The following is a 23,887-nucleotide window of genomic DNA, read 5'->3' on the forward strand; positions in this document are numbered from 1 at the left end:
AAAGCCATTAGAACCAAGCGCGCTGGTCGGTTTCGATATGAAATAACAGTCGATCGGCCAGCATCCGTGCTTGCTGCTCAGGCATAAATGGCAAGGTGAGGCGCTTTGACGCAAACTGAATACTAATGGTTGCGACCTGTGCTTTGGCCATTAATGCTGTTTGCACCACGCTGACCTGCTGCGCTTTAAAGAGCTCACACACCGTGAGCACACTGCCAATTAGGCCACTGCGATGGATTAAAAACTCCTGCCCTTGATGACTGACTAACTGCCAGCCAAGACGCTTGTATATACAATAATGGTAAAGCGCTAAAGGCAGTATTAACAGCGCCAACGCAATGAACGCCCAATGCATAAAAGCCGCCAATGAACAACTCACTGTAGCTAACGGCAATGCGGCAAATAAACCGACGCGATGCCAAAAGTAGCGCCGAGATACCGGCTGCAAATCACTGTCATAGTTAGCAAACCAAGGAAACATCGTTGCCATCATCTGGGTCATCTGCGCATGCGTTAACACCGGCAATAACAGCGATTGCTTATCCTGCTGGTGTTTCGGGCCGAAGGTAGCCACTTGCGCAAAACTCAGGGTATAACGGCGCAATAATACCGCGACCCAGTTTTGCTTAATGGTCGCGCTTTGCACCTTGGTAAAACGCATACTGAGTTGCTGGCGCTCTAACAACCCAGCAACTCGACGAAAACGGGCCTGCTCGATAAAAAGTTCAAAATTATAAAACCGTAATAACGCCATGATCACTGAACCACCGACAGTAAGTATCACTGCGGCGATAAGCAAAGTGATCAGGGTTAACTCTTCAGCGTATGCAGCCAAGAGGTCGTGAGCATTGAAAAAGGCATCTAAGTTAGCGATCACCAGTTGCTCAAATAGTCCATCGACCATATTCACAATAGGCATGAGGGCCGCTAGCGCCAGCAATGCCATATTCGACATTAACCCATATTTGGCCACTTCATGGTTCGGCAAGGCTAAATCAGCCGAGGTTGCTACTTGAGCCTCTTGCTCTGTATCGCCCTCCACTTCATCACTGCGCTGCTTCGACGCTAAAATAAAGCGACGTAGTTGCTGCGCATAGGCATTACTCAAGGCGGGTAAGACTATCTCTTTGTCACTGCTACCAGCAGCGTCAAACTGGCAGTTTGTTCTTCCCAGAGGAGCAAAGTAAAAAGGCGTGGCAAGGTTAATATTTTGCACCCGTGTAAAACGTAACGCCAGACGCTCTTTAGTAAACACACCTTTATGAAGCAACACTTGAGCATCGCCTTGCACCCGAAAACGAAATGTTGCGTAATAAGCACAGCCATACGCAACTAATGCCAGCAGCGCGATTCCTCCACCCCATGCTGCCCAAAATATCTTACGTTCAACATTTACAACAAAGAGCACCAAGACCGGCAACATATTTAAGAAGCCATCAGCGATAAGTCGGTAACCGGTATTCACAATGAAATAAAGAATCGCCCATGGGCTCAAGCGCTGCCACTGCTGCGCTGGTTCAGCCGTATTACTGCTATTATTGCTCATCGTTGTGGTACTGCTGTATAACGTCGCGCAGGGCTTGGTTTTGTTGATGATGCAGTCCACTCATGGTTAGGTCGGCAGCAAAACCACCGGCACTAAATAACTGCAAGGTACTTACAGACCAGAGCCGCTCAAGTGGCCCATGATGAATTTCGCTGTGCTGAATACGAGCAAAAGGAAGTAGGGTGGTTGTTCGCCAAATAACCCCCCGTTGATACATCACATCATGCTCGCGAATCGCATAACCGCTATGGCGATAAGTAAGGTACTGCCAGAGTATGTGTAGACATGCATAAGCTGGGAGAACGTAGGGCAACCAAGGCCGCAAAGCGGCAAAATCAAGCGGTCGCAAATAGGCAACAGCGGCTGTAGCAACGAGCAACCCCACTAACCACAACAAGGCCCGCGTTAGCCGATAACCTAACGCCGCTCCCGGCAAAGGTTGTAATTGCACGGTTTGGTGCTGTGGCAGGTGCTCAATCTGCTCATTACCAAATGACGAGTCCATAGACCGTTACTAGCCCCAGCGAACAATGGTTGCTAGTGTATGGCTTTGCTGCGCCGCAAGTTCAACTTTATCGTCAAGCACATTTGCGGCCTCTAAGCACAGCATTTTATGGTATTCGTCGTCTGCAAAGTTCGATAACCGCTGAGACTTATCTACCCAGGGATTCCATAAAACACACGAACGCGAGTTTTCCCGGGCAACCTCAATGGTGCCGTCAGGGGTGCGAATACGCTGCAATGGCTGTGCATCACTGTAAACCATATCGGTTTCACGGCCAAAGTGAACCACTTCTTGTTGCTCAAAGGGCCCTTCACCAAACTCGATATACTGTGCCCCCTGCAGGCCGTCTACGGATGTTTGCGTAATATCTGGGGTCGGTAAGTAGCTATGCAGTGCTTGTGTTAGTTGCACTGGGCCGTCACCTAAGTTGGTGTTAGTCAACCGTACCTCGAGCTGTTTATCGCTCAGTACATATTCAACCTCTAACTTGGTGTTGTGAGGCCAATAGGTTTTATCCACCTGCGCCATCGGCAAAGACAAGCTGATGCGAATGGCGTCTTGTTCTTCTTTTACTTCTTCTGCACGCCATAACGATACTCGAGCCACACCATGAATGGGCCATTCGGGATTTTGATGCACCCCAAACCAAGGCCAACAGATGGGGATCCCGCCACGAATACTTTTGCCCTCTTGGTAATCCTCCTCGCTCGATACCCAAATAAGTGGCTTTTGGTTAGCTGGAGTGTATTCGGTCAGTTGTGCGCCTTGAAGAAAAATACGGGCTTGGCACAAGGGTGAATTAACCTGTAAGTATTCTAAACCCGACTCACATCGAGCAATAGTAACACTAGGTGAAAGCTGCATACTTCGTTCCTTCTTAAAAAAGCCAATGCAGCTTCACCATACCCAAATAATCATAATTAAGTAAATATATCGCGAAAATAATTCATCTCGCGGTCATGTTTTTACTTTGCATTTAGGTTTTAAAGCGCCCAACTAGAGCGGCCAATTGTTTCGCAAGCGCATCTAAACGCTGGCCACTGCTGTCTGTTTTAGTCGCCACCTCACTGACTTCATCAGCGGCGGTTTTAATCTCTACGACATTACGATTAATATCTTCCGCCACGTGCTGCTGTTCCTCTGCAGCCGTCGCTATCTGCGTATTGAGATCACTAATATCCATCACTGAGCGATTAATTTCCACAAACTGCTGTTGCGCCGCATTGGTTTGCTCAACAGTTTGGGTGCTGCGAGCCAAGCTTTGATTCATCTCCCCCGCAACCCTCTCGCTCATCGCTCTGAGCTTATCCAGTTGCGTGGCGATTTCTTCTGTCGATTGTGAGGTTCGTTGCGACAGCGCCCGCACCTCATCGGCAACAACGGAAAAGCCGCGTCCATGCTCACCGGCACGGGCCGCCTCAATTGCGGCATTGAGTGCTAATAAGTTAGTTTGCTCAGCAATGGCGCGAATAACATCCAAAATGGAGGTAATACTTTCGCTCTCTTGTGCGAGCTGGGTAATGTCACTTGCCGCCGAGGTAATCGCCTGCGACAACTCAGTGACACTGGCCACGGCTTCGGTAATGACTTCTTGCCCTTGCTCGGAGGCATCGCGTGTTTGCTGCGCTAAATCGGCGGCATTGGCACAACTTTGCGCCACTTCATTTGCGGTTGCCGCCATTTCGTTAATGGCCGTAGCAGCCATTGCAAGTGCCTGCTGCTGCTGGTCAGTATAACCATTTAAGCTACTCGAAAGTGACAGCGAATGTGTTGCTGCCTCATTCACTTCTTTCGCGGTGTCATTTATTTGTGCCACCAACTTGGCAATAGAAGTTAAGAACACATTGAAGTTCGCTGCCAAAGCACCCGTCTCATCTTTCGAGCTTACTTGCAGCCGCTGGGTAAGATCGCCATCCCCTTCGGAGATATCCTCTAAGCCTTTGCTAACAGTAATAATTGGGCCGCTGATAAGCCCCGCTATGGTATTACCTAACAACGCAAATATCCCAGCAAGTACCAGGCAAACAATTATAATCGTCCACGTCATGGCGTTGGCCGCCGCCATCACCTCGCTTTGCGGCACTAAACCAATGAACTTCCAACCTAGCTGTGGCGAGGTATAGAGGTGGGCATAGTAATCCTCACCGGCCAACGTCACTTCAAAGTCGCCATTACGGCTTTGCGCCAATTCACTAAAAGCGCCGTTGCTGACTTGGGAGAATTGTTTAAAATTATGCTCCGGATCCTTAGGGTTAACTAATACCGTGCCGCTATCTTCTACCAGCATGAGGTAACCCGACTCACCTAAAGTGATTTTTTTAACCATATCGGTGAGTGCCTTTAACGACACATCCATCCCCTGCACACCCACGACTTGCCCGCCTTCTTTCACCGCTTTTACGGTGGACACGATTACCGTATCATCAGCAGCCCAATAATAAGCATTGGTGCGCACCGTCTCGCCATTTGCATTTGCACCATGTTGATACCACGGACGTTGGGTCGGGTCGTAGCGAGGGCCAACTGCTGATTGTGGCCACTGAATATAGCCGCCCTCTTGGTTGCCCATATACACATAGGCAAGGCCCGGATGGGTTTCGCCAAAATGACTAAACAACGTAAACGCCTGCCGCTCAATTTGCGAGCCAGCTAGCGCATCGAGTTCGCTGCTGGTGTCACTGTTTTTATACAGAGTGACATCCGTGGTTGCTGCCAACACTTTGGGATGTGAGGCGAGAAAGTCCACATCTTTCACTATCTCGGCAAAAAACGAACTGAGGCCTCTATCAATCTGGATGACTTCGCGATTAGTTAAGTCTTGAAAGTTACTCAGCGCTTGGTCACGCGCTTGATTAATAACAATTACAGCAATGATACCCAGAGGTAGAATAATTGCACTGACAAAGGCCAGTAATAACTTGCTTCTAATACTCATAGTTGTATTGCGCTAGGTAATAATGATTAACTTTAGTTTCAATAGCCTAAACTCGCCACGTTTTTATAAACCTTAAACGTAACGGTTTTTATCAAGGGGGTGTAGTCCGCTTGGTATTTAAAGGTATAATGGCTGCTTTAGTCAGTTGGAGGTTGGAAATGCAAAAGTATGACGAGTTATTAATTGCCCTGCGTAAGGTCATCCGCGCCATTGATCTGCACTCCAAACAACTGAACAAAACGTCCGGCCTCACTGGCCCCCAGCTGCTAATTATGCATGAAGTGGCACAAACCGACGGCATCACGGCCAGCCGCATTGCCCAAAATGTGAATCTTAGCCCGGCAACAGTCACCAATATTTTAGATAGGCTAGAGAGTCGAGCCCTGGTAAGCCGCGTGCGCAGCCAACTTGATAAACGCCGAGTGAGCTTATATTTAACCGAACAAGGCAAAGCGCTGCTTGATCAGGCACCACAACCACTTCAAGATCACTTTATCGAGAAGTTCAGCAGCCTCTCTGAATGGGAGCAAACTCTGCTACTTTCGTCGATGCAGCGCATCGCCGCAATGATGGACGCAGATAACATAGATGCCTCTCCGCTACTGGAAGTGGGTGCAATTACCCGTCAGGTTGACCCTGGAAAATCAGAATAACTCTAATATTAGTAAACACTTACACATTTCCCCAAAACGGTTCCTCTTGCTACACTAAAGCACGGTTTGGCATAGAGGGGTCGTATCTAGGATGATCCCTTAACGCCACTGGCCAGTATTTAATCTGGTTAATCAACTTCGAAAAATTCAAATACTTAGTCTAGGCTAAGTGATTATGGCAACAACATAGGGCAATTATGACTACGTTCAAGAAGACCGCATTGGCTCTTGCCATTACCTGTGTTTCTGGCACCGCAATGGCGAACCCAGAAATGGAGGCAATGAAGGAGCAACTGGCACAGTTGCAAAAGCAAATGCAGCAGTTGCAGAAAAAGCTTGATGCCGCTGAGCAAAGTGCAGAGCAACAAGCACAGCAGCAAGAAGAGATTAATACCCGTATTGCTCAACAAGAGCAGCAGCTTGAGCAAACAGTGGCGATGGAAAAGAGCGCCGAGAAAGAAGATGGCATTCATGTAGGTGGTGCAGTACGTACTAACTTCAGCCATACCTCTTACGATGATGATAATAAAAATCGTGGCGGCGACTTTGACTTCGATATCTTCCGGTTAAATTTCTCTGGCGATATTGGTGATGTCGAGCTCAACGCTGAGATTCGCTTCTTCGACTACATGACGGCCGTGAAATATGCCTATGTTGGCTACGATTTCGCGGAAGACTGGCAAGTGCAGGCCGGTATTACCAAAGTGCCTTTTGGTAATTGGCCGTACAACTCACACAACTGGTTCTTCGGCACCACTTACTACATTGGTTTAGAAGATGACCATGACATGGGTGTGCTATTTAAGCGTAAAGTAGCCGATAACTGGCAACTCGATCTTGGCTTTTTCAAAAATGATGAGCTAGGTGGCGTTGATGGTTACGTCGATAATCGCAGTGATCGTTACTCTTATGATGTTGTTGGCTTTAGAAATGTAGGTGATGGTATCTACGCAGAGCCAACCAACCCGATTGGTGAATACAACACTTTTTCAGGTCGTTACGCTTACCACTTAGAGCATGAAGGTGGCAAAACTGAGATTGGTGTTTCTGGCTTAGCCGGTGGCCTGCATGATGGTAATGACCGTGCCGGAGATTACCAAGCGTGGGCTGTACACGTAAATAGCAACATCGGCCCCTGGAACTTCCAGTTGCAACATGGTGACTACAACTACGATATCGACAACGTCGATCGCATGGCGGTAGGTGCTTACTCCTTCTATGACAGTATTGCCGCAGAAGCCACAATGACCAACGCCAACATTGCCTACAGCCTTCCTGTTGAGTGGGGTCCGGTCACCAATCTGCAGTTTTACAATGACTACGGCATCATCTACGATAAGTCTGACAACAGCGAAGACACATGGATGAACGTAACCGGCGTTTCTGTTGCCGCAGGCGGGTTATTCACCTACTTTGACTTAGTACATGCTAAGAATCAGCCATTTGTAGGGGGTTCTATTGCTGGTGACAGTGACGAAACAGAACGCCGTTTCAATATCAATATTGGTTATTACTTCTAAGTAGTGAGTTATTTGAAAAAGGGCCTGATGGCCCTTTTTTATTGCCCTGTGCGACCCGATGTACCGTTATTTTATTTCACCGCACCTTAGATGGGTGTGAAGTCAGATATAACTAAAGCTTATTTGAATAAGCGTTCAAATAAGCCTAGTCTACTTCCTACACACCAAAAGGAGATAGCGATGAAAGAATTTACTTTACATACCCCAGAGACCGCGCCAGAAAGCAGCAAACCCTTACTAGAGAAGTCACAACAAGCTTTTGGTAGTATTCCTAATTTGCACGCAGTCATGGCCGAATCGCCACAGCTTTTACACGGATACCAAGTATTGCATGAAGCCTTTTTAAACAGCTCATTCAATAATGCCGAAAAAACAGTGGTATGGCAGAGTATTAACGTTGAACACGAATGCCATTACTGTGTCCCTGCGCACTCAGCTATTGCCAAATCAATGAAGGTAGATGACGACCTTAATCAGGCTTTGCGTGACCAGGCGCCATTAGGTGACGACAAGCTAGAAGTACTGCGTGATACCACGCTCGAAATTGTGCGTCAGCGTGGTCACTTGAGCGATGAACAAAGTAAGACCTTTTTCGCTGCCGGCTATAGTCAGCAGAATTTATTGGATATTATTCTTGCTCTCAGCCAAAAAGTGATGAGTAACTACGTAAATCACCTCGCCGACACACCACTGGACGATGCCTTTAAACCTTTTGCCTAACACCATAAAAAGGGCTGCGCTTGCAGCCCTATTCAGTTTTTATATTTGCGCACCTTGGTGCGCGTCGTCAGCACGCCAACCATAATGTTGCGCCAATTGTGCAGCCTGTTGAGGCACATCGGTTGCTACAAACTGCTGATGCAATACCTGAACGCCAATCATGTGATTAATCACCGCATCCAACTGCACCTTCAATGCATCATCAGTGTCAGGGGCATCGTGAAGGGCAAATAAATCCGCCACAGCTTGCGGGTCTAACAGGCCTGATTGTGCTAATGCCTCGTCGCTTAGGTACTTGTCAGCTAACTGCTTCATCGCTTGCCACTTTTTCTCATCGGTGTGAGCGGGCGGCGCCATAAAAGCAAACTTTTCCCGTTTATATAAGGTCTCCGGCAGCAACCCTTTCATTGCCTCACGTAACACGTATTTTTCTTTGTTGTCTTTAATACGCAGATGAGGAGGGATGTTAAAAGCAAACTCAGCAAGGTGATGATCTAAGAACGCTGGCCGCGCCTCCATCGAGTTAGCCATATCGACTCTGTCACCACCCCAAGTGAGAATCTGCCCTTCGAGCATGGTTTTAATCCATACATACTGCGCCTTATCGAGGGGATGACGCCCTGCTAACATATCGTTGTCAAAGGTGTCCGCAATGGCTTTGCCAGCATCATAATCAGCTAAGGCTGTTTTATGTTGCTCAGCCACCAACCCATCGGCGAACTCACCACAAGCCAGCCAAGGTTGTAAACAACTGGGGGTAAAACCAACTAGGCTTTCCAAGGCCTCATTACGACACTCATTGCGCGAGAGCATCGCGCCCTTAAAGAGCTTATTGGTTTTTTGTAACATGCTCTGCCACTTTGCGCGCTCATCGGCATCCACTTCATCCATACCATAAAGGAACAAGTCGTTACGGAACGAAGGGTAGCCAGCAAAGAGCTCATCGGACCCTTCTCCAGTCATCACCACTTTATAGTTTACGTCGTTCACCTGCTGGCTCATGAGGTATTTTGCCACACCTAAGGTGTTGTAAATGGTGCGCTCGGTATGCCATAAGGTGCGCTCAAAATGACTGTAAAGCTCATCACCGCTTAGTGACATAATGTGATGATCAGCCTGCGTGGCTTCGGCCATTTCTTTTGCTATGGGGGTTTCATCATAATCGTCGCTATCAAAGCCAATGGTGAATGCCTTGATAGGTTGCTGACTCGCCGCCGAAGAGAGTCCGAGAATCGCGCAAGAATCAATGCCACCCGACAGGTAACAGCCAACTGGCACATCTGCTGTTAAACGCAGCTGCACCGCTTCTAGTAACTTTTCGCGGACTCCTTGTATATACAACTGTTCATCGGCGTCATTTTGGTGCTCCTCAGCGCGGGGAAAGTTAACGTCCCAATAGCGGTTATCCGTGATTTGCCACTGCCCATTTTGCCGTTTAAAACTGACAACATGACCCGGCTTGACTTGGTGTACGTCAGCGAATGCCGTGCTCCCCGGCACCATCACTTGAATAAGCTGATGATAGAGCCCAGCACTGGAAAACTGTCGTTTAACCTTGGGGTGCGCAAACAGCACTTTTAGCTCTGAGCCAAACACCACTTCGTCTTGTGTTTGCGTGTAATACAGGGGCTTTATCCCGAAGCGGTCACGCACTAAATGCAGTGTGTCTTCTTTGTTGTCATACAGTGCAAAAGCAAACTCCCCACGCAGTTGCTCCAGCATCGCTTGCATCCCTTGGCGCTGATAAAGATGGAGCACAATTTCTGAGTCACTTTTCGATTGAAAACGAGCGCCTTGAGCCACTAAGTCGGCACGAATTCGGGCATAATCATAGAACTCGCCGTTGTGTGTAAGCATCAGTTGCTCATCACTGTTCATAAAAGGCTGTCGTGCTCGTTGCTCATTCAGGTCAATAATAGAAAGGCGGGCATGACTAAAGCCGATGCCTTTACCCTCGATACGACGATAGCCGAAACCATCGGGGCCGCGATGGTGTTGGATAGCCGCCATATTGACAAGCAGCTGTGGATCAATGGATTGAGTTGGATCGAGATTAAATACTCCCGCTATACCGCACATGTAAAATCCTTACTAAATTAAACTGCTAGCTAAATGACATCCATCACTGTATCGGCTCGCTGCACCATACAAGTGAGAAGTGCCATACGTAAAAATACTGCGCCACGCGCTTGGGAGAAATACCAATTATGAGGCGTATCATCTAAACAAGTGGAGAGCTCTTCACCTCGAGCTAAAGGGTGTAAGATGATGGCGTCTTTTTTCAGCTGAGATTTGCAATTGAGGCCGTATTTTTTGCCATAGGTTTCAAAACTATCGCCTACCCAAGCAATGGCATTGATGTACACCACATCTAGCTGAGGCAGAACCTCATCCATCTCCTTGCTGGTACGAATATGGATACCGGCATCAATGAGTTGCTGTTTTTGGCCAGAGTCGAATATGGTGTCTTCATCTTGGTCGTTGAGTAATACTATTTCATCGACAATCTCGGGGAAATGCACAAACATTTTAAGCAGACTACGCACCGTGCGCATTTGATTCGGAACGCCAACAATGCCGATTTTTAGCTGGCGAAAATCCTCATGCTCTGGATTAAGTAGCGCTGGGCACCATTTGAAAATAGTGTATAGGTCGGACATTGCTTGTGTTGGGTGTTCATCAATACCGTTACCGGCATTAATAATAGGAATACGCAGCGGCCCAACCATCTCCGCTATAGACTCATTGGCATTATCTCGCAATACCACACAGTCGCCGTAGTTATTAAACATCTCTGCGACATCGGCAAGAGACTCCCCTTTGGCAATCCCTGTAGAGGAGCGATCGGTAATTGACATGATATCGCCACCTAGGCGATGCCAGGCACTTTCGAATGATAACCGCGTACGCGTACTTGGTTCATAAAAAGCACTGATGAGAATCTTCCCTTGCAGCGGCGAGCGATAGCGTGCAGGGTTACTTTCATATTTCGCAGCCAGACGAAATAGCTGCACCAAAATATCGCGGTTCAACTGATCAGCACTGATGATATGCTGATTTTCGACTTGATGGAGTAAGTCTCCATCCTCTTCAATTGCTCGTAATAACGCCTTCGGGTGAGCATCACCGTAAACATCAGGGCGAGCTCTATCAAAAGCGGCTTTTTCAATGGCGAGGGCACTTACCATAATTTTCCCTTAATATGATCGCGAACAAATAAGGTCACGAGTAAAATAGGACACAACAACGCCAGCACCAGAGCGGCGTATATCAACAGAGAAAACAAACTGCTAGAGATCATGGTTGTCCTCCGTTGGTGTCTTTAGTTGCTGCCAATTAAAGGGCGTGTTATTCAGCTTGCATGCAATGATGCAAACCACCAAGGACACGGCACAGGAAATTAATGCCGCGACGTAAAAACCAATTGCAAAGTAACCAATCAACCCACTTGTTGTGCCCAAAAGCATGGCCAAACCAGCACTTTTGCCAATTAAGCGGCGGTAATATAAGCCAAGTACGATGGGCCAAATGGTGCTCGCAACGAACGCACCGGCAAAATTAAGTAAGGCACCCAGAGTCGCTAGTTTGGGCAGGCACAACACCCATGTAGCGACCCCTAGAATGACGATAACTCGCTTACCGATACGCATTAACGTTTCAGAGTCAGCATCAGGATTAATATGCTTGTTATAAATATCCTGAGTAATAAGGTCAGAGGTGGCTGCTAAAAGTGAATCAAGACTCGAGGCAAGCGCCGAGAAAACAATGATAAACAGTAAAATAGCGCCCCCATAACCAAGCACATTTGCCGCCACCATGGGGCCGACCATATCCGCACTGGGAGGGAAAATACCTAAGGTTGGCGCGGCAAGGGCAATAAACCCTGTCACTATGGGTATCGGCAACCATAATAATCCGGCGGTGAAGTACGCTTTTTTAGCGGTATCAACACGAAAGGCGAAAGCCCGTGACCACCATACGTTAGAGTGAAAGATCTCTCCTAAGCCAAAAAAGATGTTGTTAAACAAAAACAGTAATGCCGCAGGAAACAATAAATCCAACAGCATGGGATGCTCTGCGGCGAGGTTCTGATGCACCGTTTCCAAGCTGTAGTTATCGATCACCACACCAGCCACAATGATCACGCCAATCACGATAATCAGCGCTTGAATAAAATCGGTAGCGATCACCGCGCGCATCCCACCGAATAAGGTGTATAGCACGCACATGGTGAGGATTACAGTCATCCCCAAGTGATAATCTAGGCCACTGAGTGATTCCAGTAAAACCCCCCCTGCCATGCCTAAACTGACTAGCCAGCTAAAAGCGTAAACCAAGGAAATAATGAGAAATATGCGCCAACTAAAGCGACCAAAGCGTAAGCGAATAAAGTCGCCACTGGTAAACCCTGTGGGCAACAGCCGCTTAATGCGTTGACTAAGCGGAGCAAATAACAGCAGCCCTAACGCGGCAAAGGAGTAACCTACCATCCCCCAAATACCAAATTGGTACGTCAATTGTGGTGCCACCAAGGTGGTATTACTGGTGACCCAGGTTGCCATCGCGGTGGCGGTCGCAAAGGCAAAGCCAACATTACGTCCTGCCAAAGCAAAGTCTTCATGGGATTTAATATGACGTCCAAGCCACCAGCCGAAAACAACCCAAACGATAGCAAAAATAGCGGTGATAATGAGCGCAGTTTGCGTATCTAACATGCTACTTCCTAAGAATCCGGCGCTCGGTTATCGGCTACATAGCCCCGCATTAGTACCACGAACAAAGCGATGAAAAGCACCAAGCCAAGCGTAAATAGTGGCCAAACCAAAGTCATACTGTGGTGCTGCACAACAACAGTGGCGCTGTCGCTGAGTGCTTGACCCTCTGCAACTAAATTGACGGTGTAATGACCCTCTGCCAAACCACTAATAGTAACGGCTTGCTGGCCATTGACTGCAGCTTCTATGGGAAACAGGTGGGAATCAGATTCAATATGCAAGTGCGCATTGGCTAATATTGAGGTGAGTTCTTGCTCACTAAGGGCCAAGGACGGTGCAGCACGCAACTTTACATCAAAATAGCCAGCGCTGACGTTTTGCTCTGCGGGTTCAATAACAATAGGACGCTGACTCTGCGCGGCAGCCACACCCCATCCCATTGCAAGCGCAAAGATGGTGAAGCTTACCAATACACACTGACTTAGTAATTTCATACTGCCGCAGGCGTCCCTAATGCGTAAAAATTAACCCTAACACTCAAATTTTTTGAATTCAAACTAAGCATTTAATTAAAAAAGTTTAGTGAAATAAGCCTAGTACATCTTTATGCAATTGCTGCTAGCCCACTTTTTTATTTGAGTTATTAGCAATCTTTGTGACTTTTTTATCGCCTTTACGCGTCGCTTTGACTAACCCAGAACTGGTTGCTTGGGTGGCAACGCAGGCCAGCAACAAGTTGGCTCCGGCCTCTACGTCATGCCAATGCGACCACTCATCAGGGGCATGGCTTATACCATTGACCGAAGGGATAAATATCAGCCCAGTTTCTGTGAGACTGGTAAAAAACTGACAATCATGGCCTGCACCACTGGGCATACGTTGATAGTTCAGCCCCAGCTGCTGCGCTTGCTCGGCAATAAAGTCTGTTAACACAGGGCTGCAATGCTGCGGTGCTAACCAACTTACCTGCTCGTATTCAAACATTAATTGATGGCGTCGAGCGATAGCAGAAAGGGCTTTACGGCAGGCTTGGCTCAACGCCTCCATGATATGTTGGTCCATATCACGAACCACTAAGGTGAAATCCACCTCACCGGCAATAGTATGAGCAAACCCGGGCTTTAACTCAGCTTTGCCTACGGTAATACGGCTGTACTCAGTGCCATCTTCATCAATAATACGGTTTATTTCATGGGCAAAATCTGCCAGCCCCATAAACGCATCAGAACGCATTTCCATCGGCGCGGTACCCGCATGGTCGGCCTTACCCACCAGCTTCACAATCCACTTAAATACACCAGAAATGCCATCAACAACGCCTATTTGTATACCGGTTTGGTCAAGCACAGGGCCTTGTTCGATATGCAGTTCAATAAAGCATTTTAAATCCTCTGGGCTAAACGCTGCGCTCAGCGCTTGCATAGGATCAAGGCCGCAACTTTTCATAGCGTCACTAAGTAGGTAGCCGTCTGCATCATGCATAGTGAGGATATCGTGCGGGGTTAATTTACCGGTCAGTGCCTGCGCACCAAACATCCCGCCAAAGCGCCCTTCTTCTTCTGCAGTAGCAACTACCCGCACAGGGTGCTTCAAGACAACGTCATGGTGTTTCAATACCCGTAAACATTCGAGCCCAGCAATCACCCCCAAAGTGCCATCAAACATGCCCCCCGCAGGCACGGAGTCAAGGTGTGAGCCGACTACAACCGCACTGGCATTTTCTGGTCCATACTCAATGTGTACATTGCCTGCACCATCCATGTGGGTGCGAAAGCCTTCGCTTTGGGCCAAATCCATGAGCCAATTGCGCGCCTCAAAATCGGCGGCGCTAAAGCCAGGACGATAAATTCCCTTATCTTCCTCGTTATACCCGATCCGCGACAAAGTAAATAAAGTCTCTTTTAAGCGTTCGATATTAACGTTGTACATACTCCCTCCAAAAGCAGAACAGCTGTCCCCACAGTGTAGAAGAAAGCGCCTGTTTGTCAGGTGCTAGTGCTTTAATTCAGTATTTTGAAATATACAATTAACGACTATTTATGTACCTTAGACGACGTCCGCCCGGCTGGTTGACAGAATCAGTAAACCATCGACCTGATTGACTTAGGCTTGAAGTGAGCAATAAAAATAAATCAACGAATATGCTTATTCGCTATAAAAACTACTGCTTACAAGGCCTAGGGCTTGGTTTTGTTGGCCTCGGTGTCATTGGTATTGCGCTGCCAGTGATGCCCACCACCATTTTCTTTATTCTTGCCTTGGCATGTTTCACTCATTCCTCACAACGCCTGGAAGAATGGCTACTCAATCACGCGCGCTTCGGGCCAATTTTACACAACTGGCAGAGCCATAAAGTAGTGCCACATAAAGCCAAGTGGCTCGCCGCGATAGGAATGAGCATAGGCCTATATTTTATGATGCATTCCTCTGCCCCGACGTGGGCTGTTGCGATAGTTGCGGCAATTGAAGCCTTGGTATTGGCCTATTTAGCTTATTGCCCAAGCTATCCTCAACAACCTGCGCACCGCGCTCGCGCCATCATTGCCGTTGTAAGCGCTGTGCTATTCCTAGGTGGGTGTTGTCTTATGGCCTGGCTAATGAATAAATTTTAGTCACCCTCTTCACATGTTCTCGCTTAAACTTTAAGCTAGCTAAGGAAGGTGTTTCGCACCGACATTTTTTATTACTGTAAACAAGGATGTATTATGCTTAAAACCATACCACTGGTACTGGCGCTGGCAGCCAGTGCTTCAGAAGCCAAAGAGGTGATTCACGCCGATGTGAAAGTGCACTACCTAGTAAGCCAAGACGGGGAGCAGCTTTGGCAGCCACTTGATACCATAAATACCCCCCGCTACCCTATTGAACTAGCACGGGATGGAATTGCTGGCTGTGCAGTTGTAGGCTTTGATATTAGCCCTGAAGGCAAGCCTAAAAATATCGAGGTCATTGCTCGCCAGCCACAGCGTCATGCTCGGGAGCTTCGTAAAGCAACACGCGAGTACATTCGCAATTGGCAATTGCCATCCAGAGAAAGTAGCGAGGATCTGCCTATGGCTTTACGCTTCGATTATTGCATTGGCGGTAAAAATGACGAACAAGCCCAGGCTTTATGCGCTAAGGCGATTACCAAACCCTGCGCTTAGCCACGATCAATTATGCGCCACAAGCCCATCGTTATTGTGCTTATTACTGTTACGGCGATGTGGCTTGCTTGGCAGAAATTATTACCAATCGAGCAACAAACACACGAAACCAGCACACCAAGGGTTACAAGCTCAACGAGCTTTACGGTTGATAAAGAGCCAGTGCTATCACTCAGTGATGCGTCCACTTCACTAGCAAAGCCCAGCATCCATCAATGCACCAACGAATTGGCCCAGTATGAAAATCAACGACTCAGGTATTTCACCACTTTGAATTACCAGGCCCTATTACGCCAAGGGTACTCCTTAGATCAAGTCACTCTCGCTATCGCGCACTTTCTCGGGCCAAGCCATGCAACAACATGGCGCTATCAACAATTAAAAGCCAATACACAAATGGCGCAGCGAATCGCGACTGCCAGCCAACAGTTCAGTGAAGATACCGCAACGGAGCTACTCGTTCAGCCGCACTCTCCACAACCTTGGCTACTGGAAAAGTTAGCTCATCCTTCATTCTCCCTCGCGCCAGGGCAACAGTTATATGTCGACGATATAGCCTGGCTAATTAGTAATATTGACATTTTAGATGCGCAGATTGTCACCGTTATTAAGCACTTTGATGACATTAACCTCGTCGTATCACAAGATTATGCTGATGCCTTGCGGTTAATTGATTTAGCCGCCAGAGCAGGACGAACGGAGGTGGTTAAAGCCCTATTAAACAAAGGGGCCGCGCTGAGTGACGACAATTATCTGCCTTCCACATTAGAGTGGGCAATATGGGGGTTGAGTAACGCTCCACAGTCTCGTTGGCCGGATTATGTCGAGGTGATTGAGTTATTGACCAGCCAGGGGGCTAGAGCAGCATTTATCTACAACGAAAAGGGCGACATTATTGAAGCGCAGGGGCGTCTCTTTAAGTTGACCGCTGAGCGCATACAGCAAATATATACTCACCACCAACTCGATTTTGACAGCCTATGGCAAAGAGATGCTTTGCACTTGGACCTTGCTCAGCCGCTGATTCAGCAACTGCAGCAGCGCGCCGACCAGCAACTGGTTATAAGCCAACAATTGAAAAGCCGTTTAAGCCAATGCCCTAGTTTACTGAGAGAGTTTCGTACTGACTGGCAACCGCTCGGGTTAGCGCATGTTCTGGCTCAGGTGAGTTACGAAGACGACGTTGATTTGGCCGCGTTGAATGCTCGCTCCGTGCAACTTTACGAGTGTTACACCCGCAACCAAGCGCGCAACGCCGAGCGTACCGTTCATCACAGTCAAGCTGCAAAAGCTTATTTAAAGGTGCTGCGCAGAGAGGGGTTAGAGGCCGCCTTAGCATCGTTATATCAGCAACCTCTCACCGAAGCGTTACGCCGAGATCTATTTTACGCCTCACTGAGCCGCGTCGGGGCACAGTCATTCACACGACTGCAGAGCTCACAACTGGGTCAATCCCAGCTGGACTACGTGCGCTTGCCCGCAGGTTTGACGCTCCCGCAACTACGGGAGTATTTGCCGCGATTCGATAGTCACGGACATTCGCTACTGTATTATGCGATTAGCCACTACGATACCGAGCTACTAACGCAATTAGTGGCCGCTGGCGTCCCCTACCATCAAGGCATAACCGCGATGGATCCGCTTGCCCTGAGCCTACAGGGCATTGAGCTATTCGCGGGCCAAGCACCGAGCTTGCAGGTACTCGATGAGGTGATGACCTATCAGCCTTCGCTTACACCCTGGCACCGTAGTATGTTGGCACTCATCGCCCGCAAAAACCCAACACTATACCAGCAGTTGCACACTCGTCACCCACAGCTACGCCATCAAGACGCGCCGCTGCCTGAGTATGACTGTAGCAGCCAGTTTTAGCTAAGCTGCTTGCCCTCACTAAAAGTCAAAGCCGATGGCCACTCGATTCCAGCCGTTAATTTGAATAATAACCGCGCATAAAGCCACTATTTGCTCAGTATTGTAGTGCGCCTGCAGTCTTTGTATATCAGCCTCCATCGATTCATGCCTCGTAAGTGAGGTTAATGCCTCAGCCCATTGCAGCGCCGCCCATTGAGCCGCTGTAAAAGTTGATGCCGCTGGCGAGTTTAGCAATGCAGCTATCGTCGCCTCAGTAATATTGCTTTGCTGGGCTTCACAAGTATGCATGGCAATACAAAAGCGGCAGCCATTAATAGCCGATACGCGCAAACGCACCATATGTATTAACTCTGGCTCAAGTTGATGCTCTGCGGATTCGGTCATCGCCATCAATGCTTCAGGGAGTTGTGGTAATAGTTGATAAAGCTGCTGCTGAGATAGCATGGTTAGTTCCTCCTATGAATAATCACTATCAGCTTACAGCGCGCCACAATGGAACACTTGAACGTTTACGTCATTTCATTCTTTTAAAACGAACGAAATAGCGCAATTTAACTAATTTTCATTCTCTCGGGTTAAACCTATAGTGATTACATCGCCACTGAGGTGGCACACTTTTATCGAGGAGAGAACCATGAATATCATTAACATCACCCACACCGAAGCCTTTAACAACATTACCAAGCTACTTGCTCGTTTTGCTTTAGCAGCGCTGTTCATACTTACAGGACTCAGTAAGGTTGAGTTTTACGATGCTACCGCCCAGTACATGGCAACAATGGGTGTACCCGGCATCTTACTGCCTTTAGTTATTGCTCTTGAGGTGATTGGCGGCGCAATGGTGGTACTAGGTCTACTTACCCGCTTAACCGCACTGGCCTTCGCCATTTTTAGTATCGTCAGCGCCCTGCTATTCCACTTTGACTTGGGTGAGCAAACACAGTTTTTGATGTTTTATAAAAATATCGCCATTGCCGGCGGCTTTTTAGCTCTCGCAGCTAGTGGCGCAGGAAAATACAGCCTAGATCAACTATTACTTAAAGACCGCAGTTAAGAGCACAGAGCCAGTGCCAAAGCGCTGGCTCACCCCATATACTATGGCAAAAATACTAGAAGCAACGCAGCACGATATTGGCGGCCTCACGGTCAAGCGGATACTGCCGCACCTAGAAAAGAAAATGGTTGGCCCCTTTATCTTCTTTGACCATATGGGCCCCACCACCTTTGCACCGGGACAAGGTGTGAATGTTCGCCCGCACCCACACATAGGTCTCTCTACCCTCACCTACTTATTTACTGGCAGCTTGTTACATCGCGACTCGCTAGGAAATCACGTTGAGGTAAGCCCTGGCGATGTGAATTGGATGACCGCAGGGCGCGGTATCGTCCATTCTGAACGCGAGTCGATAGAAGTCCGGGCCAGTCACCACGATATAAATGGCTTACAATGCTGGGTCGCGCTACCGCCAACTTTATGTGAAATTGCGCCTAGTTTTACACATATCAATAAGGCCGCCTTGCCACAGCGTATCGTTGATGGGGTCACCATGCGCCTTATTGCTGGCGATGCCTTTGCCATGAGTTCCCCGGTAAAAACCTACTCACCGCTGTTTTACCTCGATATTATCGCCACGGCTCATAGCCATATTGCGCACCCTAACCCGCTGCAAGAAGCGGCCATCTACGTTATTTTTGGCGCTGTCGAAGTAGGCGAGATCACTGCAACAGCTCATCAGTTTGTGCTTCTACAAGAGGGGGATACCGAACTCATATGCCAAAGTGACTGTCGCTTTATTCTGCTCGGTGGCAATGCCTTTAACAAAGCGCCTTATTTACACTGGAATTTTGTTGCTTACAGTCGCGAGCGCATCGAGCAAGCTAAATCGGATTGGCAACAACGCCTCTTTGCCGATATTCCCGGAGACGATAACGAGTTTATGCCGTTGTAATTAGTTTGTAGTTCCGCCACTCTAAGTGGCCTAACCCTGATTGAGTAGGATAATCTATGTTATTGATGGCCCTTATTTATTTGGGAGCAGCGATTATTGCTGTGCCGCTTGCTAAACGCCTTGGTTTGGGCTCGGTATTAGGTTATCTGCTCGCCGGTATCCTGATTGGCCCCTATGCTTTGGGCTTGGTCGGCGATCAAACCGAGGTGATGCACTTTGCCGAATTTGGCGTAGTGATGATGCTCTTTCTCGTCGGTCTAGAACTGCATCCGGCACGGCTTTGGCGCATGCGTCATGCCATCCTTGGCCTGGGTGGCTTGCAAGTCACTTTAACGGCGGCAGTACTATTTGCCCTGTGTTACTGGCTGTTGCCATTACCTTGGCAAAGTGCATTAGCCATTGGCTTAATGCTGGCGCTGTCATCCACCGCCATCGTCTTACAATCGCTCGAAGAAAAAGGCTGGTTGCGTATTGAAGCGGGACAAAACGCATTTTCGGTGCTGTTATTTCAGGATATCGCCGTTATACCCATGCTCGCTCTGCTGCCACTGTTGGCGTTTGCGCCCACGTCCGCGCCAACGGCCCACAGTAACCTTATTGAAGACTTGCCGGTGCTGGCGCAAGTAGGTATTTCCACCACTCTTATTGCCGCAATTATTCTCGCCGGCAAATATGTATCCGCACCGCTGTTTAGGTTTATAGCGGAAACCCGTATGCGCGAAATCTTCACTGTGTTTGCGCTGTTCTTAGTGGTGGCGATCGCTTTGCTTATGCAGCTGGTGGGGCTGTCCCCGGCGTTAGGCACCTTTCTCGCAGGCGTGGTACTGGCAGAGAGTGACTTTCGTCATGAGTTAGAAGCCGATATCGAACCCTTTAAGGGGTTATTATTGGGGCTATTTTTTGTTGCTGTTGGCGCCAATATCGACTTTGCCTTGTTGGCCGACAACTTCGCCGACGTGTTGCTAATGGTGTTGATACTCATCACCGTTAAGACAGTGATTCTATTTGCCCTTGCCCATATATTTAAGCTTGCAAGTGGTCACAAGCTGCTATTTACCCTGGCGCTCGCTCAAGGGGGCGAATTTGCTTTTGTGTTGCTGACCACTTCTTCATCACTGCAAATTTTAACCACCGAGCAAGTCAATCTAGTGACCTTAGTGGTGGCTATTTCGATGTTGATGGCCCCTCTTTTACTGATCCTTTATGAACGCTTACAACGTCGCAGCAATAGCAGTAATACACCGGCCTATGATAAACCCGAGCACATCGCGGCCAGCAAAAATGTGATCATCGCTGGCTATGGTCGCTTTGGCCAGGTCATAGGACGCTTACTAAGCGCTCAAGGCTACGATATCACCGTGCTAGACCATAGCCCTAGCCAAATCGAGTTGTTGCGACGCTTTGGTACGCAAGTTTTCTACGGCGATGCCGGCCGCAAAGAACTACTCGATGCTGCGGGTGCTGAACATGCGCAAATGCTCGTTATTGCCATTGATGATGCCGATAAAACCTTGGCCATTATCGAGCTGGCGAAAAAACATTATCCGCACCTGAAATTGGTCGCTCGCGCACGTGATAGACGCCATGCTTACCAACTTATTGGTGCCGATATTGATGCCTTTAATCGTGAAACAGTCGACTCCGCCATTAACCTTGCCGTTGAGTCACTGCAACTACTAGGAAATAGCACGCCCGATGCACAACGCGCCGGTGAGCTGTTTCGCAACCATGATCGGGAATCGCTATTGCAACTGGCTGAGTTATGGGGCGATGATCACAGTTATGGTGTCGCGGTACGCCAGCGTATGGACGATTTAAAACATGTGTTAGCGCAAGATAAGCAAGCACAGCAGAAACTCAATACCTGTGATAATGGTGATTGTTAAGTGTTAAGAATAACGTTAGAACAGTGGCGCATGTTTCGCGCCGTGGTGGAATATGGCGGCTTCAACCAAGCCGCCGCAGGCGTGCATAAAAGCCAGTCCAGTATCCATAATGCCGTGGCAAAAATAGAGGCCGCTTTAGGCGTGAAGCTATTTACCGTACATGGCCGTAAAACCACCCTGACCGAGGCCGGTAATATGATGCTGCGCCGCGCTCAGTACCTGCTTGATGAGGCCGCGAAGGTCGAAGCCATGGGCCATACTCTAGGTGAAGGCATTGAATCACAATTGCGTATTGCCGTTGACGAGTTACTCCCCAAAGAGCTGCTCTTCAGTGTGCTTGAAGCCACCAGCAGCCAGTTCCCGCTGCTGCGCATTGAACTGTTTGAATCGGTACTAGCCGGTGCCAACGAACTACTGCAAGACAATAAAGTGGATATCGCCATCTCGCCATTGGCCAATGATGATTTTTGTGAGGAGCTTGGCCACTTTGAGTTTATCGCGGTTGCGCATCCGCAGCACGCATTGCAGCAAATCCCCCGCGCCCTCACCTTTGAAGACCTCAAAGCACATCGGCAAATCGTGGTGCGCGATTCAGCGCTAAATGCGCAGCAAAGTTCCGGTTGGCTCGGCGCTGAGCAGCGCTGGACGGTCAGCCATTTACACACCTCTATCAATATGATCAGCAAGGGATTGGGCTTTGCCTGGCTGCCCCGCATCGCTATTACCGAGCAGCTTGAGCAGGGCACCCTTAAGGCGCTTAATATTGCCGGCGCAGACACCCGTACGGCGTTGTTATATCTGCTCTTTAAAGATGGCGATAATCTCGGCCCCGCCGCGCGTACATTTATTGGTGAGCTGCGCTACCGACTGATGGCAGACGAATAAGCCCGAGCTCTAAAGCAAACACATTCGTTAAAAACGAACGCTAAGTGCTTTTTTTACTCATTTTATTCACTTTTGTATGCTCTTAAACTGGCTCTATCAACATACTTTTGGAGTCTACTATGAACTATATTCGTCGCGCTGAGCAGCGAGGTCAGGTTAATCTAGGTTGGTTGCAAAGCCAGCATAGCTTTTCATTCGGTCATTACTATGACCCTCAGCATATGGGCCTGTCCACCTTACGCGTTATTAACGAGGATAAGGTGGAACCGGGCCAAGGCTTTGCCACCCATGGCCACCGCGATATGGAAATCATTTCCTATGTCATTGAGGGCGCTTTAACCCATCAAGATAGCCAGGGCAACACTTTTACCCTCACTGCCGGCGAAGTACAACGAATGAGTGCCGGCAGCGGCATTATGCACAGCGAATATAACGCCTCGCAAAGCGAACATGCGCATTTCCTACAAATTTGGATTCTGCCAAAGTTTAAAGGGATCACCCCCAGTTATGAGCAACGGCGCATACCACAGCAGGGGGCGATGACCCCGCTAGTGACACCGCAAGGTGAAGGCAACACCCTAAGCATTAACCAGCAAACGCGCTTATCGCGGCTGATGCTCACCGCGCAGCAAAAGTTTCGCTTACAAAGCGGTACTAACCTTGGCTATGTGCATATTGTCAAAGGTGCATTAACAGCCGATGGCGCGCATTTTTCCAGCGGCGATGGATTTGCCTTGGAGCGCGAGCAAAGTATAGAGCTACAGGCTGAAAGCGCGCTAGAAGCATTGTATTTCGAGCTGCCTTAATGACCTTACCCGCTCTTGCTGTTATCGCTTTGGTCGTGGTGCTGACCGGCATTTCCAAATCCGGATTTGCTGGCGCCCTCGGGGTGTTTGCTGTGCCTCTGTTACTGCTGGTAATGCCGGCGGTAGACGCTATCGCCCTGATGCTGCCAATTTTAATTGTTGCTGATGTATTGAGCTTAAAAAGCTACTGGCGTCAGTGGCGGGGAGATTTAATCACCCAGCTATTACCTGCGGTGATAGTGGGTGTGATTGTCGCGCAGTGGCTCATTACTGCGATCGATGGACGCTGGTTAAGCGCGGCCATCGCCACTTTTAGTGCAGGTTTTGCCATTCGCAGCCTATTTTTTGCTAATACTCGTTATGCGTTGTTGGCCAGTCATTGGGGAGCGAAAGCGATGGGCCTGCTCTGTGGTTTAGCCAGCACCTTGGTTCATGCCGGCGGCCCACCACTGATTATGTACTTTAATGCTAAAGCACTGCCGCCCCACCACTATGTTGCCACCGCCGCCGCCCTGTTTGCACTGATGAATGGCGTAAAACTGATTACCTTTAGCAGCCAAGGGTTGTTAACCCTCGATATCCTGCTGCTCGCCCTGGCTTTCTCCCCTTTGGCGCTAGTAGGTAATTGGCTGGGGGTCAAAATTCAGCAAAGGTTCGACGCCCAGCGTTTTGTGCGGGTGATGAATGGGTTACTGCTGTTACTGGCCGCCGTGTTATTTATCAAGCTCATGCTCAGTTAACCAAGCCAC

Annotated in this window: 21 protein-coding genes and 1 pseudogene; 12 read left to right on the top strand and 10 right to left on the bottom strand. The window is 48.6% G+C overall.

What is annotated here, in order from left to right; translation table 11 throughout:
• Positions 1 to 7: 7 nt before the first annotated feature.
• From FIU82_RS14780 to FIU82_RS14795, 4 genes are all read right to left on the bottom strand, one after another.
• On the bottom strand, positions 8 to 1,546 hold the full coding sequence (locus tag FIU82_RS14780) for a PH domain-containing protein (protein ID WP_152441396.1): 1,539 nt from the start codon (positions 1,544 to 1,546) through the stop codon (positions 8 to 10).
• Positions 1,536 to 2,051 carry a PH domain-containing protein gene (locus FIU82_RS14785; RefSeq protein WP_152441397.1) on the bottom strand — a complete coding sequence of 172 codons (516 nt, stop codon included), beginning with the start codon at positions 2,049 to 2,051 and terminating at the stop codon, positions 1,536 to 1,538. Before FIU82_RS14785 ends, FIU82_RS14780 begins: the two co-directional genes overlap by 11 nt.
• A gap of 9 nt (positions 2,052 to 2,060) precedes the next feature.
• Positions 2,061 to 2,915 (bottom strand): D-hexose-6-phosphate mutarotase, encoded by an 855-nt coding sequence (locus FIU82_RS14790; RefSeq protein WP_152441398.1) that lies wholly within the window; start codon positions 2,913 to 2,915, stop codon positions 2,061 to 2,063.
• Between the two features lie 112 nt (positions 2,916 to 3,027).
• On the bottom strand, positions 3,028 to 4,986 hold the full coding sequence (locus FIU82_RS14795; RefSeq protein WP_152441399.1) for a methyl-accepting chemotaxis protein: 1,959 nt from the start codon (positions 4,984 to 4,986) through the stop codon (positions 3,028 to 3,030).
• Between the two features lie 158 nt (positions 4,987 to 5,144).
• Between FIU82_RS14795 and FIU82_RS14800 the strand changes: the two genes are divergently transcribed.
• From FIU82_RS14800 to FIU82_RS14810, 3 genes are all read left to right on the top strand, one after another.
• The gene (locus tag FIU82_RS14800; RefSeq protein WP_022944948.1) at positions 5,145 to 5,639 is read left to right on the top strand and encodes a MarR family winged helix-turn-helix transcriptional regulator; all 495 of its coding nucleotides are present in this window, start codon (positions 5,145 to 5,147) and stop codon (positions 5,637 to 5,639) included.
• A 197-nt stretch (positions 5,640 to 5,836) separates the two neighbouring features.
• Complete coding sequence (locus tag FIU82_RS14805) at positions 5,837 to 7,159, top strand: porin (protein ID WP_022944947.1); 1,323 nt, start codon at positions 5,837 to 5,839, stop codon at positions 7,157 to 7,159.
• 180 nt (positions 7,160 to 7,339) lie between these two features.
• Positions 7,340 to 7,879, top strand: a complete 540-nt coding sequence (locus FIU82_RS14810; RefSeq protein WP_022944946.1) for a carboxymuconolactone decarboxylase family protein — start codon at positions 7,340 to 7,342, stop codon at positions 7,877 to 7,879.
• A 39-nt stretch (positions 7,880 to 7,918) separates the two neighbouring features.
• Here FIU82_RS14810 and asnB read toward each other — a convergent pair whose 3' ends face one another.
• From asnB to FIU82_RS14835, 5 genes are all read right to left on the bottom strand, one after another.
• On the bottom strand, positions 7,919 to 9,958 hold the full coding sequence (gene asnB / locus FIU82_RS14815) for an asparagine synthase (glutamine-hydrolyzing) (protein WP_022944945.1): 2,040 nt from the start codon (positions 9,956 to 9,958) through the stop codon (positions 7,919 to 7,921).
• 29 nt (positions 9,959 to 9,987) lie between these two features.
• Positions 9,988 to 11,067, bottom strand: a complete 1,080-nt coding sequence (locus FIU82_RS14820) for an aspartate carbamoyltransferase (protein WP_022944944.1) — start codon at positions 11,065 to 11,067, stop codon at positions 9,988 to 9,990.
• A gap of 102 nt (positions 11,068 to 11,169) precedes the next feature.
• Positions 11,170 to 12,594: a sodium:solute symporter family protein gene (locus FIU82_RS14825; protein WP_152441400.1), complete on the bottom strand. Its 1,425-nt coding sequence runs from the start codon at positions 12,592 to 12,594 to the stop codon at positions 11,170 to 11,172.
• A gap of 8 nt (positions 12,595 to 12,602) precedes the next feature.
• Positions 12,603 to 13,088, bottom strand: a complete 486-nt coding sequence (locus FIU82_RS14830) for a hypothetical protein (RefSeq protein WP_152441401.1) — start codon at positions 13,086 to 13,088, stop codon at positions 12,603 to 12,605.
• A 124-nt stretch (positions 13,089 to 13,212) separates the two neighbouring features.
• Positions 13,213 to 14,523 (bottom strand): Zn-dependent hydrolase, encoded by a 1,311-nt coding sequence (locus FIU82_RS14835; RefSeq protein ID WP_152441402.1) that lies wholly within the window; start codon positions 14,521 to 14,523, stop codon positions 13,213 to 13,215.
• Between the two features lie 212 nt (positions 14,524 to 14,735).
• On the opposite strand from FIU82_RS14835, the pseudogene FIU82_RS14840 reads away from it, so the two are divergent.
• The 3 genes and pseudogenes from FIU82_RS14840 to FIU82_RS14850 form a co-directional block, all read left to right on the top strand.
• Positions 14,736 to 15,083, top strand: a pseudogene (locus tag FIU82_RS14840) (YbaN family protein); the annotation flags it as partial.
• A 216-nt stretch (positions 15,084 to 15,299) separates the two neighbouring features.
• Positions 15,300 to 15,740 (top strand): energy transducer TonB, encoded by a 441-nt coding sequence (locus FIU82_RS14845; protein ID WP_152441403.1) that lies wholly within the window; start codon positions 15,300 to 15,302, stop codon positions 15,738 to 15,740.
• Between the two features lie 12 nt (positions 15,741 to 15,752).
• Positions 15,753 to 17,612 (top strand): hypothetical protein, encoded by a 1,860-nt coding sequence (locus FIU82_RS14850; protein WP_152441404.1) that lies wholly within the window; start codon positions 15,753 to 15,755, stop codon positions 17,610 to 17,612.
• A gap of 18 nt (positions 17,613 to 17,630) precedes the next feature.
• Here FIU82_RS14850 and FIU82_RS14855 read toward each other — a convergent pair whose 3' ends face one another.
• The gene (locus tag FIU82_RS14855; protein ID WP_152441405.1) at positions 17,631 to 18,056 is read right to left on the bottom strand and encodes a carboxymuconolactone decarboxylase family protein; all 426 of its coding nucleotides are present in this window, start codon (positions 18,054 to 18,056) and stop codon (positions 17,631 to 17,633) included.
• Positions 18,057 to 18,246: 190 nt separating this feature from the next.
• Here FIU82_RS14855 and FIU82_RS14860 point away from each other — a divergent pair, with 190 nt between their 5' ends.
• The 6 genes from FIU82_RS14860 to FIU82_RS14885 all read left to right on the top strand — a co-directional run bounded on the left by FIU82_RS14860 (position 18,247) and on the right by FIU82_RS14885 (position 23,878).
• A complete protein-coding gene (locus FIU82_RS14860) occupies positions 18,247 to 18,666 on the top strand; it encodes a DoxX family protein (RefSeq protein ID WP_152441406.1) in 420 nt (139 codons plus the stop codon).
• 43 nt (positions 18,667 to 18,709) lie between these two features.
• Positions 18,710 to 19,561, top strand: coding sequence for a pirin family protein (locus tag FIU82_RS14865; protein WP_152441407.1), 852 nt, complete (start codon positions 18,710 to 18,712; stop codon positions 19,559 to 19,561).
• A gap of 56 nt (positions 19,562 to 19,617) precedes the next feature.
• Positions 19,618 to 21,447, top strand: coding sequence for a monovalent cation:proton antiporter-2 (CPA2) family protein (locus tag FIU82_RS14870; protein ID WP_152441408.1), 1,830 nt, complete (start codon positions 19,618 to 19,620; stop codon positions 21,445 to 21,447).
• Positions 21,448 to 22,332, top strand: a complete 885-nt coding sequence (locus FIU82_RS14875) for a LysR family transcriptional regulator (RefSeq protein WP_138548759.1) — start codon at positions 21,448 to 21,450, stop codon at positions 22,330 to 22,332.
• A 119-nt stretch (positions 22,333 to 22,451) separates the two neighbouring features.
• Complete coding sequence (locus FIU82_RS14880) at positions 22,452 to 23,138, top strand: pirin family protein (RefSeq protein WP_022944930.1); 687 nt, start codon at positions 22,452 to 22,454, stop codon at positions 23,136 to 23,138.
• Positions 23,138 to 23,878, top strand: a complete 741-nt coding sequence (locus FIU82_RS14885) for a sulfite exporter TauE/SafE family protein (protein WP_152441409.1) — start codon at positions 23,138 to 23,140, stop codon at positions 23,876 to 23,878. Before FIU82_RS14880 ends, FIU82_RS14885 begins: the two co-directional genes overlap by 1 nt.
• The last annotated feature ends 9 nt before the right edge of the window (positions 23,879 to 23,887 follow it).

It is taken from the genome of Pseudoalteromonas sp. THAF3, from assembly GCF_009363775.1.
In the GTDB taxonomy this organism is placed as follows: Bacteria; Pseudomonadota; Gammaproteobacteria; order Enterobacterales; family Alteromonadaceae; genus Pseudoalteromonas; species Pseudoalteromonas ruthenica.